Origin of the sequence: Paenibacillus sp. MABNR03 (assembly GCF_050455445.1) — a bacterium.
GTDB lineage: Bacteria > Bacillota > Bacilli > Paenibacillales > Paenibacillaceae > Paenibacillus > Paenibacillus xylanilyticus.
The window spans coordinates 20549-35870 of sequence record NZ_JBCIYR010000012.1; the positions used below are offsets into that span (position 1 = coordinate 20549).

The window sequence follows — 15322 nt, forward strand, 5'->3', positions numbered from 1 at the left end:
GGTGTAGTCGGCGTGAAACGTAGTTTCAAATCTCTGATTTCCTTTTTCTCAGAAAGCTGGGCTGAACTTAAAAAAGTTCGCTGGCCTAATCGTAAAGAGCTGACCAACTACACATTGATCGTTCTTGGTACTGTTGTGGTTATGACGCTGTTTTTTTGGGTCGTTGATATCGGCATCTCCGCTGTGATCGAAGCGATTATTTAAGAAGGGTCCCAGGTGGCTTGATATGGAAAAAAGATGGTACGTCGTTCATACCTACTCAGGGTATGAGAATAAGGTCAAAGCCAATTTGGAAAAACGCGTAGAGTCCATGGGCATGGAAGACAAAATATTCCGCGTTCTTGTTCCTATGGAAGAAGAAGTGGTAAACAAGGACGGTAAGAAAAAGACCGTAATGCGTAAAGTTTACCCCGGTTACGTTTTGGTGGAAATGATCCAAACGGATGACTCTTGGTATGTTGTTCGCAATACACCAGGTGTTACGGGATTTGTCGGTTCGACAGGTTCCGGGTCCAAACCAACCGCTCTGCTGCCTGAAGAAGTGGAACAAATTCTGAAGCATATGGGCATGGTTGAGCCGAAGCCGAAAATTGAATTCGACATTAAGGAATCCGTACGTATCAAAGTTGGTCCTTTTGCGAATTTTGTGGGCTCCGTGGAAGAAATCTTGGTAGACAAAAGCAAGTTGAAAGTGCATGTGAACATGTTTGGACGGGAAACACCGCTTGAGTTGGAATATACGCAAGTGGAGAAGATATAGTCTCTTCAAGTTTCTTGTGGGAGGACCGAAAGGTTCGTTAACCACTATTTTGCAAGGAGGTGTCAATCATGGCAAAAAAGGTAATCAAAATGGTAAAACTGCAAATTCCAGCAGGTAAAGCGAATCCAGCGCCTCCGGTAGGTCCAGCTTTGGGTCAAGCAGGTGTCAACATCATGGCATTCTGTAAAGAGTTCAACGCTCGTACAGCCGATCAAGCGGGATTGATTATTCCTGTTGAAATCACAGTATTCGAAGACCGTTCCTTTACTTTCATCACTAAAACTCCACCAGCAGCAGTTCTGTTGAAAGTGGCAGCTAAAGTTGAAAAAGGATCCGGCGAACCGAACAAGAAAAAAGTTGCTACCGTTAAACGTGATGCGGTACGTCAAATCGCAGAACAAAAAATGCCTGACCTGAATGCAGCGAGCGTTGAGTCCGCAATGCGTATGGTCGAAGGTACTGCCCGTAGCATGGGTATCACCATCGAAGACTAATCTTTCATTTGAAACATGGCTTCGTAAAGCCGGCCGATTCGCGGCCGGTTGATGTGGGAGGTATATCCGCTAACACCACAAAGGAGGAATATAACATGGCTAAACACGGTAAAAAATACCTGGAAGCTGCTAAGCTGATTGACAGCGAAGCAACTTACGAGCCTTCAGAAGCTGTAGAGCTTGTGAAAAAGGCAGCCACTGCAAAATTCGATGAAACCATCGAAGCAGCAGTACGCTTGGGCGTTGACCCACGTAAACAAGACCAGGCTGTACGTGGTGTTGTTGTCTTGCCACACGGCACAGGTAAAACACAACGCGTATTGGTATTTGCAAAAGGTGACAAAGCGAAAGAAGCGGAAGCGGCTGGCGCGGACTATGTTGGTGATGCAGACATGATCAACAAAATCCAACAAGGCTGGTTCGAATTCGACGTCTGCGTAGCGACACCAGATATGATGAGTGAAGTAGGTAAATTGGGCCGACTGCTCGGCGGTAAAGGTCTGATGCCTAACCCTAAAGCCGGAACGGTAACTTTCGATGTATCCAAGGCTGTTCAAGAAATCAAAGCCGGTAAAATCGAATATCGTCTGGATCGTGCAGGTCAAATTCATGCACCGATCGGTAAAGCTTCTTTCTCTTCTGAGCAACTGAATGAGAACCTTAAAGCTCTCATGGATGCTTTGAACCGTGCTAAACCGGCGGCAGCAAAAGGTGTTTATCTGAAGAATGTAAGTCTTTCTTCCACGATGGGCCCTGGCGCACGCGTGAACGCAGCAGCTTTTAGATAATAGTTCTTGACAGGCTTGTCCTGTTCTGATATTCTATAAAAGTTGTGAGTCCGAGTGACTGACCGTTGACATTTGAATATGCTTGCCGTAGACAGTAGGTGCCATCAGGCTTAATTTCCTACCGAGGTGTGATTATAGAACTTAGAACGATGTAAATCGATGATGAGTATATATCAAGCCTTCGTGATTCTACGGAGGCTTTTCTTAATGGGATAAATTTGATCAGGAGGTGTACAGTTTGGCAAACGCAAAAGTGATTCAAGCAAAACAAGAGTCCGTTGATGCAGTTACAGCAAAGTTGCGCGAGAGCGCTACGACAGTTGTTGTTGACTATCGCGGTCTGAACGTTGCCCAAGTAACTGAGCTGCGTAAGCAGCTTCGTGAAGCCGGAATCGAATTCCAAGTGCTGAAAAACACATTGCTTCGCCGTGCGACTGCTGCAGCAGAACTGACAGAACTCGATAGCGTTCTTACAGGTCCTACTGCAATTGCATTCAGCGCCGAAGATGCTGTGGCTCCAGCCAAAATTCTGAACGACTTCGCGAAAAAGAACGACGCACTGGAATTGAAAGGTGCAGTTGTTGAAGGTCGTGTAATCGGAGTAGAAGAAGTTAAAGCATTGGCAGAACTGCCATCCCGCGAAGGTCTCCTCTCCATGCTCCTCAGCGTGCTTCAAGCGCCAGTGCGCAACTTCGCGCTTGCGGTTAAAGCTGTTGCGGAAAAAGAAGAACAAGGCGCGTAAGCTACTTGATCTGAAAGCTGCTTAGGTGGCACTGAATTACAAAAAAAATAAAATTATATATGGAGGTTCAATCATGAGTAAAGAGCAAATCTTGGAAGCAATCAAAGGCATGACTGTACTGGAACTGAACGATCTTGTTAAAGCAATCGAAGAAGAATTCGGCGTAACTGCTGCAGCTCCAGTAGCTGTTGCTGGTGGCGGCGCTGCAGCTGCAGAAGCTGAGCAATCCGAATTCGACGTAATCTTGGCAAGCGCTGGCGCTTCCAAAATCAACGTTATCAAAGCAGTTCGCGAAATCACAGGTCTTGGCCTGAAAGAAGCTAAAGAAGTAGTTGACAATGCTCCAAAAGCATTGAAAGAAAAAGTTAGCAAAGAAGAAGCTGAATCCATCAAAGCTAAATTGGAAGAAGCAGGCGCTTCAATCGAAGTTAAATAATTTGGCTTTCATTAGCTAAATGAACAAAACAACAAACCCCTTGACTTATATCAAGGGGTTTGTTGCTGTAATTGTATATGGAAAGTGAGTGAGGACATGTCCAATCATTATTATTCGGACAAACCGCAGGTCGCACATGACAGACGGGCAACTGAGGCGGAGCTTCGTAGATGGAAATTGCGACTCGTTACGGATGCAGGTGTATTTTCCAAAAACGGAATTGATTACGGCAGCAGAGTGCTGATTGATGCAATGGAGTTAACTGCTGGAGCTCATGTTCTGGATGTGGGTTGTGGGTATGGACCGATTGGTCTTACGGCAGCCAAGCTTGCACCGGAAGGACATGTCACCATGATCGATATCAACGAGAGAGCGGTTGAACTTTCCAGGGAAAATGCAAAAGCAAATGGAATTACAAATGTAACAGTAATGCAAAGCAATCTACTGGCTGAAGTAAATAAGAAAGACTTTGATGTAATCCTGACCAACCCGCCAATTCGAGCGGGAAAAGAAACGGTTCATGCCATATTTGAGCAGGCATATCAGCATTTGAAGGTAGGCGGATCGTTGTGGGTTGTCATTCAGAAAAAGCAGGGAGCTCCTTCCGCAAAAGCGAAGTTGGAATCCTTGTTTGGCAGAGTGGAAGAAGTGACGAAGGATAAAGGCTACCGGATTTTCAAAGCGGTGAAAGCGGAGGATTCGTCCATAGACTAGTTTCCGATTTGTAAAGTAAGCAGGGGATGATTTTTTTTGCAATAGGACTATTGACTTGAAAATCAGGTCGTGGTATTATTGTAAAATGTCAGTATTAAGATGCCCTACTTGGCTTTAGCTAACTAAAAATGTCAAGCTTTTTTTACGCCGAACGGGCTTATTATGCCTACGTTTGGCGTATAATATGTACATTTTGGGCAAACTGGGGATAAGTATGATTTGGAAAGACATCCGCCGATCAAAGTTGCTCTTTTTTCGAACGACATTCGAGTAAGGGCTTTTCTTTATTTGTGGATGCATTGCTTTGCTCTGTATGTGTACCATTATAAGGTTACAAACAGAGGTTCGCAACGAAATTTTTAAAGTGAGTAGACATTGAGGGGTGAGTTTAAGTTGGCAGGACATCTTGTTCAATATGGTCGACGCACTCGGCGCAGTTATGCACGAATTAACGAGATACTCGAAGTTCCGAACCTGATTGAGATCCAACAAAAATCTTACGATTGGTTTTTGGAGGAAGGGTTGCGCGAAATGTTCCAGGATATCTCGCCGATCCAGGATTTTACAGGAAACTTGATTTTGGAATTTATCGATTACAGTCTCGGTGAACCGAAGTATACAGTAGACGACGCGAAAGAGCGTGACGTTACTTATGCAGCACCGCTTCGGGTCAAAGTCCGGCTCATTAATAAGGAAACCGGAGAAGTCAAAGAGCAGGAAGTATTCATGGGAGATTTCCCGCTGATGACCGAAACCGGCACATTTATTATTAATGGTGCGGAACGGGTTATTGTCAGCCAGTTGGTTCGCTCTCCTAGCGTTTACTTCAGTACCAAAGTAGATAAGAACGCCAAAAAAACGTATACCGCTACAGTTATTCCTAACCGCGGCGCTTGGCTCGAACTGGAGATGGACGCGAAGGATGTCGTATACGTCCGGATCGACCGTACACGTAAAATACCAGTTACGGTTCTCCTGCGTGCACTTGGTTTTGGCACAGACGCTGAGATTCTGGATCTGCTCGGTAATGACGAATATATTCGCAACACGCTGGACAAAGACAATACTGACTCCACGGAGAAAGCGCTGATTGAGATTTATGAGCGTCTCCGTCCGGGCGAGCCGCCAACGCTGGATAATGCGAAAAGCTTGCTCGTAGCACGTTTCTTTGATCCAAAACGCTATGACCTGGCTAACGTGGGTCGTTACAAAATCAACAAAAAGCTCCACATCAAAAACCGTTTGTTCAATCAACGTTTGGCTGAGTCTCTCGTTGATACTGAAACAGGTGAGATTATCGCCGAAGCAGGTCAAATGGTTGACCGTCGTTTGCTGGATGAAATTATGCCGCATCTGGAGAAAAGCGTTGGCTTCCGCACGTATCACGTGGCTAACGGCGTTCTGGATGCAAATGATATCCCAATGCAAACCATTGATGTATTCTCACCAATTGAAGATGGTAAAGTCGTTAAGCTGATTGCCAATGCAAACATTGATAAATCAGTGAAAAACGTAACACCGGCTGACATCATTTCTTCGATCAGTTATTTCATTAACCTTCTGCACGGCATCGGAAGCACAGATGATATCGATCACCTGGGTAACCGTCGTCTGCGTTCGGTTGGTGAACTCTTGCAAAACCAGTTCCGTATCGGTTTGTCCCGTATGGAACGTGTCGTTCGTGAGAGAATGTCCATTCAGGATGCTAACGTAATCACGCCGCAGGCTCTGATTAACATACGTCCTGTTATCGCATCCATTAAAGAGTTCTTCGGTAGCTCCCAGCTGTCACAGTTTATGGATCAAACGAACCCATTGGGTGAATTGACGCATAAACGTCGTCTGTCCGCACTCGGACCAGGTGGTTTGACGCGTGAGCGTGCAGGCATGGAAGTCCGTGACGTCCATCCATCCCACTATGGACGGATGTGTCCGATCGAGACACCAGAGGGACCAAACATTGGTTTGATCAACTCCTTGTCTACATTTGCCCGTGTGAACGAGTATGGTTTCATTGAAGCTCCGTATCGATGGGTAGATCCGAAGACGGGTGTTGTAACCGAGCAAATCGATTACCTGACAGCAGACGAAGAGGATAACTATGTTATCGCTCAAGCGAATGCGAAGTTGAATGAAGATAGTACATTTGAAGAAGAAGCGATCATTGTACGTTACAACAAGCAATCGGATAACATCCTTACGATGCCGAGTGAGCGAGTTGACTACATGGACGTATCTCCTAAACAGGTTGTATCCGTCGCTACGGCGCTCATTCCGTTCCTTGAGAACGATGACTCCAACCGTGCGCTCATGGGATCGAACATGCAGCGGCAGGCGGTTCCACTCTTGATTCCTAAAGCTCCGCTTGTAGGAACAGGTATGGAACACAAAGCTGCAAAAGATTCCGGTGTATGTATTGTCTCCAAATATGACGGGATTATTGAGCGCTCTTCTGCGAATGAGATCTGGCTCCGTCGTGTGGAAGAGGTAGATGGTCAGGAAGTTAAAGGCGATATCGTTAAATATAAATTACACAAATTTATGCGTTCGAACCAAGGAACATGCATTAACCAACGTCCGATCGTCAAACGGGGTGCTGTTGTCAAAGCTGGTGACATCCTCGCCGATGGTCCTTCGACGGAAATGGGTGAATTGGCTCTGGGACGCAACGTCGTAGTTGCCTTCATGACTTGGGAAGGTTACAACTATGAGGATGCGATTCTGCTTAGTGAAAAACTCGTTAAGGAAGATGTTTATACTTCCATCCACATCGAGGAATATGAGTCAGAAGCGCGTGATACCAAGCTCGGACCTGAAGAGATCACACGTGATATCCCGAACGTTGGGGAAGAAGCGCTGCGTAACCTCGATGAGCGCGGTATTATCCGGATCGGTGCTGAAATTGCCGCTGGCGATATTCTGGTTGGTAAAGTAACACCTAAGGGTGTAACTGAACTGACTGCAGAGGAACGTCTCCTGCATGCGATTTTCGGTGAGAAAGCACGTGAAGTACGTGATACTTCCTTGCGTGTGCCTCACGGTACTGACGGTATCGTAGTTGATGTGAAAGTATTTACCCGTGAAAACGGTGATGAACTGCCTCCTGGTGTTAACCAACTCGTTCGTGTGTATATCGCTCAAAAACGGAAAATCTCCGAGGGTGATAAAATGGCCGGACGTCACGGTAACAAAGGGGTCGTGGCCCGTATCCTGCCGGAAGAAGATATGCCTTTCCTGCCGGACGGTACACCAGTTCAAATCGTTCTTAACCCGCTGGGCGTACCTTCCCGGATGAACATCGGTCAAGTACTCGAAGTTCACTTGGGTATGGCTGCCATGCAGCTCGGTATTCACGTAGCTACCCCTGTATTCGACGGAGCGAAGGAGTATGACGTCTTCGATACGATGGAAGAAGCAGGTATGCAGCGTAATGGTAAAACCGTTCTGTACGATGGCCGTACGGGTGAAGAATTTGAACGTGAAGTAACTGTCGGCGTCATGCACATGATCAAGCTGGCGCACATGGTTGATGATAAAATCCATGCCCGTTCCACAGGTCCTTACTCACTCGTTACGCAACAGCCGCTTGGTGGTAAAGCCCAATTCGGTGGACAACGTTTCGGGGAGATGGAAGTTTGGGCGCTTGAGGCTTACGGCGCTGCTTATACTCTGCAAGAAATCTTGACAGTTAAATCCGATGATGTTGTTGGTCGGGTGAAAACGTATGAGTCCATTGTCAAAGGTGAGAATGTTCCGGAACCAGGTGTTCCTGAATCATTCAAAGTATTGATCAAAGAGCTGCAAAGCTTGGGTATGGACGTTAAGATTTTGAGCGAAGATGAGCAAGAGATTGAAATGAAAGAAATGGACGATGAAGATGACGCTGCGAGCGACAAGCTCAGCCTCAACCTTGAGGGTTCAGAGGTCGGAGTGGAGTAACCGCTTCGGGCGCATGATGACCGGCGTTTTTCATCAGGCTCGCGTCTTGCTCCGGCTTCGGCCGGAGAGGGCGTAACCTAGAATACAGGAATTGGTTAAGGAGGGTTGCTCCTTGTTGGACGTCAACAATTTCGAATACATGAAGATCGGGCTTGCTTCCCCAGAAAAAATTCGTTCTTGGTCCCGCGGAGAAGTGAAAAAACCGGAAACGATCAACTATCGTACGTTGAAACCGGAAAAAGAAGGGCTGTTCTGCGAAAAGATTTTTGGCCCTACGAAAGACTGGGAATGTCACTGTGGTAAATACAAACGCGTCCGTTATAAAGGCGTTGTCTGCGACCGTTGTGGCGTTGAAGTAACACGTGCAAAAGTACGCCGCGAACGGATGGGCCATATTGAGCTCGCTGCTCCGGTATCGCATATCTGGTACTTCAAAGGTATTCCGAGCCGCATGGGTCTCGCTTTGGATATGTCTCCAAGATCACTTGAGGAGATTATCTATTTTGCATCTTATGTAGTAACTGATCCAGGAGAAACTCCACTGGAGAAAAAACAGCTGTTGTCCGAGAAGGAATATCGCAGCTACCGTGAAAAATACGGATATGGGTTCCAGGCTGGCATGGGTGCAGAAGCGGTTAAGAAACTGCTTCAAGACCTTGATGTGGACAAAGAGCTTGAATTCCTGAAGGAAGAGCTCCGCACTGCACAAGGACAACGTCGTAACCGTGCAATCAAACGTTTGGAAGTTATTGAAGCTTTCCGCAACTCGGGTAACAAACCTGAGTGGATGATCATGGATGTACTTCCTGTTATCCCGCCGGAACTTCGCCCAATGGTACAACTGGATGGTGGACGTTTTGCAACGTCTGACCTGAATGATCTGTATCGCCGTGTAATTAACCGGAACAACCGTCTGAAACGCCTGCTGGATTTGGGTGCACCAGACATTATCGTACAAAACGAAAAACGGATGCTGCAGGAAGCTGTTGACGCATTGATCGACAACGGTCGTCGCGGACGCCCGGTAACGGGTCCTGGTAACCGTCCATTGAAATCGCTCAGCCACATGCTGAAAGGTAAACAAGGACGTTTCCGTCAAAACTTGCTCGGTAAACGTGTTGACTATTCCGGTCGTTCCGTTATCGTTGTTGGACCTTACCTGAAAATGTATCAGTGTGGTCTGCCAAAAGATATGGCACTTGAACTGTTCAAGCCTTTCGTTATGAAAGAACTTGTAAATAAAGGGCTTGCCCACAATATCAAGAGCGCGAAACGTAAAGTAGAGCGTGTAAGTCCTGAAGTTTGGGATGTTCTTGAAGAAGTAATCAAGGAGCATCCGGTTTTGCTGAACCGTGCCCCTACGCTTCACCGTCTCGGTATCCAGGCATTTGAACCGATTCTGGTTGAAGGTAAAGCTATTCGTCTTCACCCGCTTGTATGTACAGCATACAATGCCGACTTTGACGGTGACCAAATGGCCGTGCACGTTCCATTGTCCGCTGAGGCACAAGCGGAAGCACGTATCCTGATGCTTGCATCAGGTAACATTTTGAACCCGAAAGACGGTAAACCGGTTGTTACCCCTTCCCAGGATATGGTTTTGGGTTCTTACTACCTGACTATGGACAACAAGGAAGAAAAGGGAACAGGCATGATCCTGCGTACTGTTAACGAAGCTGTATCTGCGTATCAACGTGGTACTGCTGGGTTGCATGCACGTGTAGCGATTCCGGTTAAAGCGCTTGGCAAAACAAGCTTTACTGAAAAACAACAAGATGCAATGTTGCTGACAACTGTCGGTAAAATCATCTTTAACGAAATCTTCCCGGCAAGTTTCCCTTATATCAATGATGCAACTCGTTCGAACCTCTACCAAGGTACTGCGGAGCATTTCTTTGTATATGAGAAGGGGACTGACCTGAGAGAAGCGATCATGAACGCACCTCTAGCTGGTGGTGTTGGTAAGGAATATCTGGGTACAATCATCGCTCGTTGTTTTGAAATTTACCATACAACGGAAACTGCCGTTATTCTGGATAAAATCAAACAACTCGGGTTCACATACTCCACTCGTGCCGGTATTACGGTTGCGGTGTCGGATGTTATCGTTCCAGATGAGAAAACAGATATCCTTAGACAATCCGAAGAAAAAGCACAAATCGTTACGAACCAGTACCGTCGTGGTCTGATCACGAACGAAGAGCGCTATGACCGCATCATTGATATCTGGTCGAAATCGAAAGATGATATCACCGAGATTCTGATGAAGTCGATGGATCGTTACAACTCCATCATGATGATGGTTGACTCCAAAGCACGGGGTAACAAATCGCAGATCACCCAATTGGGCGGTATGCGTGGTCTGATGGCCAACCCGTCCGGTCGTATCATCGAGCTCCCAATCAAATCGAACTTCCGTGAAGGTCTGACAGTACTCGAGTACTTTATCTCGACTCACGGTGCCCGTAAAGGTTTGGCCGATACGGCCCTGCGTACAGCCGACTCAGGTTACCTGACTCGTCGTCTCGTAGACGTGGCACAAGACGTGATCGTGCGTGAAGATGATTGTGGTACAGATAAAGGATTTACGGTAAGCCGTATCCAGGATGGTAAAGAGGTTATTGAAGATCTCTATGACCGTATTGAAGGCAGATACTGCTTCGAGACTGTTCGTCATCCGGAAACAAAAGAAGTTATCGCACATCGCAATGAACTGATTGACTCTGACAAAGCAGAGGCGATCATCAAAGCGGGTGTAACCAAATTGCAAATCCGTTCCGTACTCAGCTGCCGCGCTCGTCACGGTGTCTGCAAAAAATGTTACGGTCGCAACCTGGCGACTGGTAAACATGTGGAGATCGGTGAAGCAGTTGGTATTATTGCTGCCCAATCCATTGGTGAGCCAGGAACACAGCTTACAATGCGTACATTCCATACCGGTGGTGTAGCCGGAGACGATATTACGCAAGGTTTGCCGCGTATCCAAGAGTTGTTTGAAGCTCGTAATCCTAAAGGTCAAGCAACGATCAGTGAGATTGACGGTATTGTCAAAGAGATCCGCGAAGCAAAAGATCGTCGCGAGATCGAAATTCAAGGTGAAGCAGAATCCAAAGTGTACTCTGTTACCTACGGTTCCCGTGTGCGCGTTAGCGAAGGCATGGAAATTGAAGCAGGCGACGAGTTGACGGACGGTTCTATCGATCCAAAAGAAATGCTGCGCATTAAAGGCGTACGTGGCGTACAGAACTACATTTTGCAGGAAGTACAACGCGTATACCGTAACCAAGGCGTAGAAATCAACGATAAACACGTTGAAGTTATGATCCGTCAAATGCTGCGTAAAATCCGCATCGTTGATGCAGGGGATACAACGCTGCTGCCGGGATCATTCGTGGATACGCATGAGTACGAAAGAGCTAACAAAACAGCGATTCTTAGTGATAAAGAGCCAGCGGTTGCGAAACCAATCCTGCTTGGTATTACAAAAGCGTCCCTGGAAACAGACTCCTTCCTCTCTGCGGCGTCATTCCAAGAGACTACACGTGTACTGACAGATGCAGCGATCAAAGGTAAAGTCGATCAGTTGCTCGGTCTGAAGGAAAATGTAATCATTGGTAAACTGATCCCTGCGGGTACAGGTATGAACCGTTACCGCAGCATCAAGTTTGCTGAGCCGGAAGATGGCCAATCTTCAGTAGAAGAACTTGAGCCGGTTTCTGTTGATTAAATAGATTTTCTCTCGCTAGATTGAGGGATAGAAGTTTTGTGCGTCAGGGAGCGGACGGTTGTTTAATACAGACGGACGTTTCCTGATGTGCGAAATCTTTGAATAAATGTTTTGGGATTAGCATTGACATTGCTTGCGCTAGATGCTAATATATCAAAGGTGCGTGAGCAGCTGATTGTATATGTCCTATTCGGAGGAATGAACAATGTCTAATGAAAAAGGCCTGCAAGATGCTCATGTCAAAATAGGTACTAAACAGACCATGCGGATGGTCCAGTCAGGAATGGCTGCTGAGGTCTATGTGGCTGAAGATAGTGATCCGCAGCTCACTTCCAAAATCATTGCCTTGTGTGAACAACACAATGTAAAGTACACGAGAGTGGACACAATGAAAAATCTCGGCAAAGCTTGCGGGATTGGAGTGGGAGCAGCAATGGCTGCTGTCGCAAAATGATAGGGTAAGGAACGTTTTTGTCCGAGAACTTTTTAGTGATTCTCCAAGGCAAAAACTTTTCATTTGTCTTTTTATGAACCGCCTGGGTCTGTGGACTTAGCGAAAAGAGGTTTATAAAGAAACATGAACAATTGAGGAAGGGGGTGGCAATCACATGCCAACTATTAACCAACTGGTACGTAAAGGACGTCAAGCTAAAGTTGAAAAGTCCAAATCACCAGCATTGCAAAAAGGGTTCAACGCTTTGAAACGTGAATCAACTAACATCAGTGCCCCACAAAAACGTGGTGTCTGCACTCGTGTAGGTACAATGACTCCACGTAAACCGAACTCTGCACTTCGTAAGTATGCCCGTGTTCGTTTGACGAACCGTCTCGAGGTAACTGCTTATATCCCGGGTATCGGACATAACCTTCAAGAGCACAGTGTTGTTTTGATTCGCGGAGGTAAAGTTAAGGACCTTGCAGGGGTTCGTTATCACATCGTTCGTGGTGCACTTGATACTGCAGGCGTAAACAACCGTATGCAAGCTCGTTCTAAATACGGTGCTAAACGTCCTAAAGCTAAAAAAGCCTAACACATTATAAGAAGCAATCCTAAATATCTCTCCGGGTTAATGCCCAGAGGATTAGGATCGGCTTAACAAGAAAGAAAGGGGGATATCCATGCCACGCAAAGGTCCAGTTACGAAAAGAGACGTGTTGCCAGATCCGGTATACAACAGCAAGTTGGTTACTCGTTTGATCAACCGCATCATGCTCGACGGAAAACGCGGTGTTGCTCAAAGCATTCTGTATAATGCGTTCAAGTTGATTCAAGAACGTACGGGTAATGACCCGATGGAAGTATTTGAAGCAGCAATCAAGAATATCATGCCAGTCCTGGAAGTTAAAGCTCGCCGTGTCGGCGGTGCCAACTACCAAGTACCAATCGAGGTAAAACCAGAGAGACGTACTTCTTTGGGATTACGTTGGCTCGTGAACTACTCCCGCAACCGCGGTGAGAAAACAATGGAAGAGCGTTTGGCAGCAGAGATCATCGATGCTTCCAACAACACAGGCGCTTCCGTTAAGAAACGTGAAGATACGCACAAAATGGCTGAAGCGAACAAAGCGTTTGCTCACTACCGTTGGTAGGATTCAGTTCACAATAATAACTTCAATTTTGAAGGGAGACCCATTTCATGGCTAGAGAGTTCTCCTTGAAAAATACACGTAATATCGGGATCATGGCTCATATTGATGCGGGTAAAACCACGACAACTGAGCGGATCTTGTTCTACACAGGCCGTACGCACAAAATCGGTGAAGTTCACGAAGGCGCTGCGACAATGGACTGGATGGAACAGGAACAGGAGCGCGGAATTACGATTACTTCCGCTGCGACTACCGCTGCTTGGAAGGGCCACCGCGTTAATATCATTGATACCCCGGGACACGTTGACTTCACTGTTGAAGTTGAACGTTCCCTTCGTGTATTGGACGGAGCAGTTGGTGTATTCAGTGCGAAAGAAGGCGTTGAGCCTCAGTCCGAAACCGTATGGAGACAGGCTGACAAGTACGGCGTACCTCGTATCGCTTACGTAAATAAAATGGATATCATCGGTGCTGACTTCCTGAATGTTGTTTCTGACATGCGTGATCGCCTTCAAGCGAACGCAGTTGCGATCCAACTTCCAATCGGCGCTGAAAATGATTTCAAAGGTATCATTGATATCGTTGGACAAAAGGCTCATATGTACAAAGATGACCTTGGTCAAGATATCGAAGAAACCGAAATTCCTGCGGAATTTGCAGATCAAGTTGAAGAACTCCGCAATGAATTGGTTGAGCGGGTTGCAGAACTTGACGAAGAATTGACTATGAAATACCTGGAAGGCGAAGAGATCACAGTTGATGAGATCAAAGCCGCTCTCCGTAAAGGTGTTGTTGAAGTTAAGATCTTCCCAGTTATCTGTGGATCCTCTTACCGTAACAAAGGTGTTCAACTGATGTTGGATGCTGTTATCGACTACTTGCCAGCTCCTATTGACGTTCCAGCAATCAAGGGTCTCCTTGAAGATGGAACAGAAGCAGTTCGCAAGTCTTCCGATGAAGAGCCATTCTCCGCATTGGCCTTCAAAATCATGACTGACCCTTACGTTGGTAAATTGACATTCTTCCGCGTATACTCCGGGGTTCTTCAATCCGGTTCTTACGTATTGAATGCAACTAAAAACAAACGTGAGCGTATCGGTCGTATCCTTCAAATGCACGCGAACAGCCGTCAAGAAATCACTGAAGTTTACTCCGGTGACATTGCAGCTGCCGTTGGTTTGAAAGATACAGGTACAGGTGATACACTATGTGATGAGAAACACCCGGTTATCCTGGAATCAATGAACTTCCCTGATCCGGTTATCGAAATCGCTGTTGAACCTAAAACCAAAGCTGACCAAGATAAAATGGGTGTTGCTCTCGGTAAGTTGACTGAAGAGGATCCAACTCTTCGTGCTCACACTGACGAAGAAACAGGCCAAACGATCTTGGCTGGTATGGGTGAGCTTCACCTTGATATCATCATCGACCGTATGCGTCGTGAATTCAAGGTTGAAACTACTGTGGGTAAACCACAAGTAGCTTACCGCGAAACATTCCGTGCACCAGCGCGTGTTGAAGGTAAATTCGTTCGTCAATCTGGTGGTCGTGGACAATACGGTCACGTATGGGTTGAGTTCGAACCACTCGAGCCAGGTACAGGCAGCCAGTTCGAAAGTAAGGTTGTCGGTGGATCTGTTCCGAGAGAATACATTCAACCTGCACTGTCAGGAATTGAAGAGCAAATGAAAAACGGCGTTATCGCAGGCTTCCCGCTTGTTGACGTTAAGGCTACTATCGTAGACGGATCTTACCATGATGTCGATTCCAACGAGATGGCATTTAAAATTGCCGGATCCATGGCGCTGAAAGCGGCGAAAGACAAATGTAGTCCAGTTCTGCTTGAGCCAATCATGAAAGTAGAAGTAACCGTTCCAGAAGAGTACATGGGTGACGTTATGGGTATGCTTAACTCCCGTCGTGGCCGCATCGAAGGTATGGATTCCCGTAGTGGAGCTCAAATTATTCGTGCTAAGGTACCTTTGTCTGAAATGTTCGGATACTCTACAACTCTTCGTTCCGGTACTCAAGGTCGCGGCGTATTCTCCATGGAGCTTTCTCACTATGAAGAAGTTCCTAAGAGCATCGCTGAAGAGATCGTTGCCAAAACAAAAGGCACCGAGTAGTTTTCT

The 15322-nt window shown here is 46.5% G+C and carries 13 protein-coding genes and 1 other annotated feature; all 13 genes read left to right on the plus strand.

What is annotated here, in order from left to right:
- Positions 1-12: 12 nt before the first annotated feature.
- On the plus strand, positions 13-204 hold the full coding sequence (gene secE, locus AAIH57_RS28400) for a preprotein translocase subunit SecE (RefSeq protein ID WP_024633600.1): 192 nt from the start codon (positions 13-15) through the stop codon (positions 202-204).
- 22 nt (positions 205-226) lie between these two features.
- On the plus strand, positions 227-760 hold the full coding sequence (gene nusG, locus AAIH57_RS28405) for a transcription termination/antitermination protein NusG (protein ID WP_056697652.1): 534 nt from the start codon (positions 227-229) through the stop codon (positions 758-760).
- A gap of 68 nt (positions 761-828) precedes the next feature.
- Entirely contained in the window at positions 829-1254 is a 426-nt protein-coding gene (gene rplK / locus AAIH57_RS28410; RefSeq protein ID WP_175394104.1) for a 50S ribosomal protein L11, read from the plus strand.
- Between the two features lie 95 nt (positions 1255-1349).
- Positions 1350-2042 (plus strand): 50S ribosomal protein L1, encoded by a 693-nt coding sequence (rplA, locus tag AAIH57_RS28415; protein WP_175394103.1) that lies wholly within the window; start codon positions 1350-1352, stop codon positions 2040-2042.
- A 67-nt stretch (positions 2043-2109) separates the two neighbouring features.
- Positions 2110-2256, plus strand: a sequence feature (ribosomal protein L10 leader region).
- Positions 2257-2280: 24 nt separating this feature from the next.
- Entirely contained in the window at positions 2281-2784 is a 504-nt protein-coding gene (gene rplJ, locus AAIH57_RS28420) for a 50S ribosomal protein L10 (RefSeq protein ID WP_095293427.1), read from the plus strand.
- Positions 2785-2857: 73 nt separating this feature from the next.
- Positions 2858-3220, plus strand: coding sequence for a 50S ribosomal protein L7/L12 (rplL, locus tag AAIH57_RS28425; RefSeq protein ID WP_175394102.1), 363 nt, complete (start codon positions 2858-2860; stop codon positions 3218-3220).
- 96 nt (positions 3221-3316) lie between these two features.
- The gene (locus AAIH57_RS28430; protein WP_430023819.1) at positions 3317-3934 is read left to right on the plus strand and encodes a class I SAM-dependent methyltransferase; all 618 of its coding nucleotides are present in this window, start codon (positions 3317-3319) and stop codon (positions 3932-3934) included.
- A 393-nt stretch (positions 3935-4327) separates the two neighbouring features.
- Positions 4328-7873: a DNA-directed RNA polymerase subunit beta gene (gene rpoB / locus AAIH57_RS28435; RefSeq protein ID WP_175394100.1), complete on the plus strand. Its 3546-nt coding sequence runs from the start codon at positions 4328-4330 to the stop codon at positions 7871-7873.
- Between the two features lie 112 nt (positions 7874-7985).
- On the plus strand, positions 7986-11600 hold the full coding sequence (gene rpoC, locus AAIH57_RS28440) for a DNA-directed RNA polymerase subunit beta' (protein WP_175394099.1): 3615 nt from the start codon (positions 7986-7988) through the stop codon (positions 11598-11600).
- Between the two features lie 205 nt (positions 11601-11805).
- On the plus strand, positions 11806-12054 hold the full coding sequence (locus AAIH57_RS28445; RefSeq protein ID WP_175394098.1) for a ribosomal L7Ae/L30e/S12e/Gadd45 family protein: 249 nt from the start codon (positions 11806-11808) through the stop codon (positions 12052-12054).
- 154 nt (positions 12055-12208) lie between these two features.
- Positions 12209-12631, plus strand: coding sequence for a 30S ribosomal protein S12 (gene rpsL / locus AAIH57_RS28450; protein WP_017692070.1), 423 nt, complete (start codon positions 12209-12211; stop codon positions 12629-12631).
- An 88-nt stretch (positions 12632-12719) separates the two neighbouring features.
- Entirely contained in the window at positions 12720-13190 is a 471-nt protein-coding gene (gene rpsG / locus AAIH57_RS28455; RefSeq protein WP_007432586.1) for a 30S ribosomal protein S7, read from the plus strand.
- A gap of 47 nt (positions 13191-13237) precedes the next feature.
- Positions 13238-15316, plus strand: coding sequence for an elongation factor G (fusA, locus tag AAIH57_RS28460; protein ID WP_175394097.1), 2079 nt, complete (start codon positions 13238-13240; stop codon positions 15314-15316).
- Positions 15317-15322: the final 6 nt, after the last annotated feature.

Bases quoted from the DNA above. Each gene is read 5' to 3' on its own strand.
- rplL (WP_175394102.1), top strand. From the start codon at position 2,858: ATGAGTAAAGAGCAAATCTTGGAAGCAATCAAAGGCATGACTGTACTG.
- fusA (WP_175394097.1), top strand. From the start codon at position 13,238: ATGGCTAGAGAGTTCTCCTTGAAAAATACACGTAATATCGGGATCATG.
- rpsG (WP_007432586.1), top strand. From the start codon at position 12,720: ATGCCACGCAAAGGTCCAGTTACGAAAAGAGACGTGTTGCCAGATCCG.
- rpsL (WP_017692070.1), top strand. From the start codon at position 12,209: ATGCCAACTATTAACCAACTGGTACGTAAAGGACGTCAAGCTAAAGTT.
- rplA (WP_175394103.1), top strand. From the start codon at position 1,350: ATGGCTAAACACGGTAAAAAATACCTGGAAGCTGCTAAGCTGATTGAC.
- AAIH57_RS28445 (WP_175394098.1), top strand. From the start codon at position 11,806: ATGTCTAATGAAAAAGGCCTGCAAGATGCTCATGTCAAAATAGGTACT.
- AAIH57_RS28430 (WP_430023819.1), top strand. From the start codon at position 3,317: ATGTCCAATCATTATTATTCGGACAAACCGCAGGTCGCACATGACAGA.
- rplK (WP_175394104.1), top strand. From the start codon at position 829: ATGGCAAAAAAGGTAATCAAAATGGTAAAACTGCAAATTCCAGCAGGT.
- nusG (WP_056697652.1), top strand. From the start codon at position 227: ATGGAAAAAAGATGGTACGTCGTTCATACCTACTCAGGGTATGAGAAT.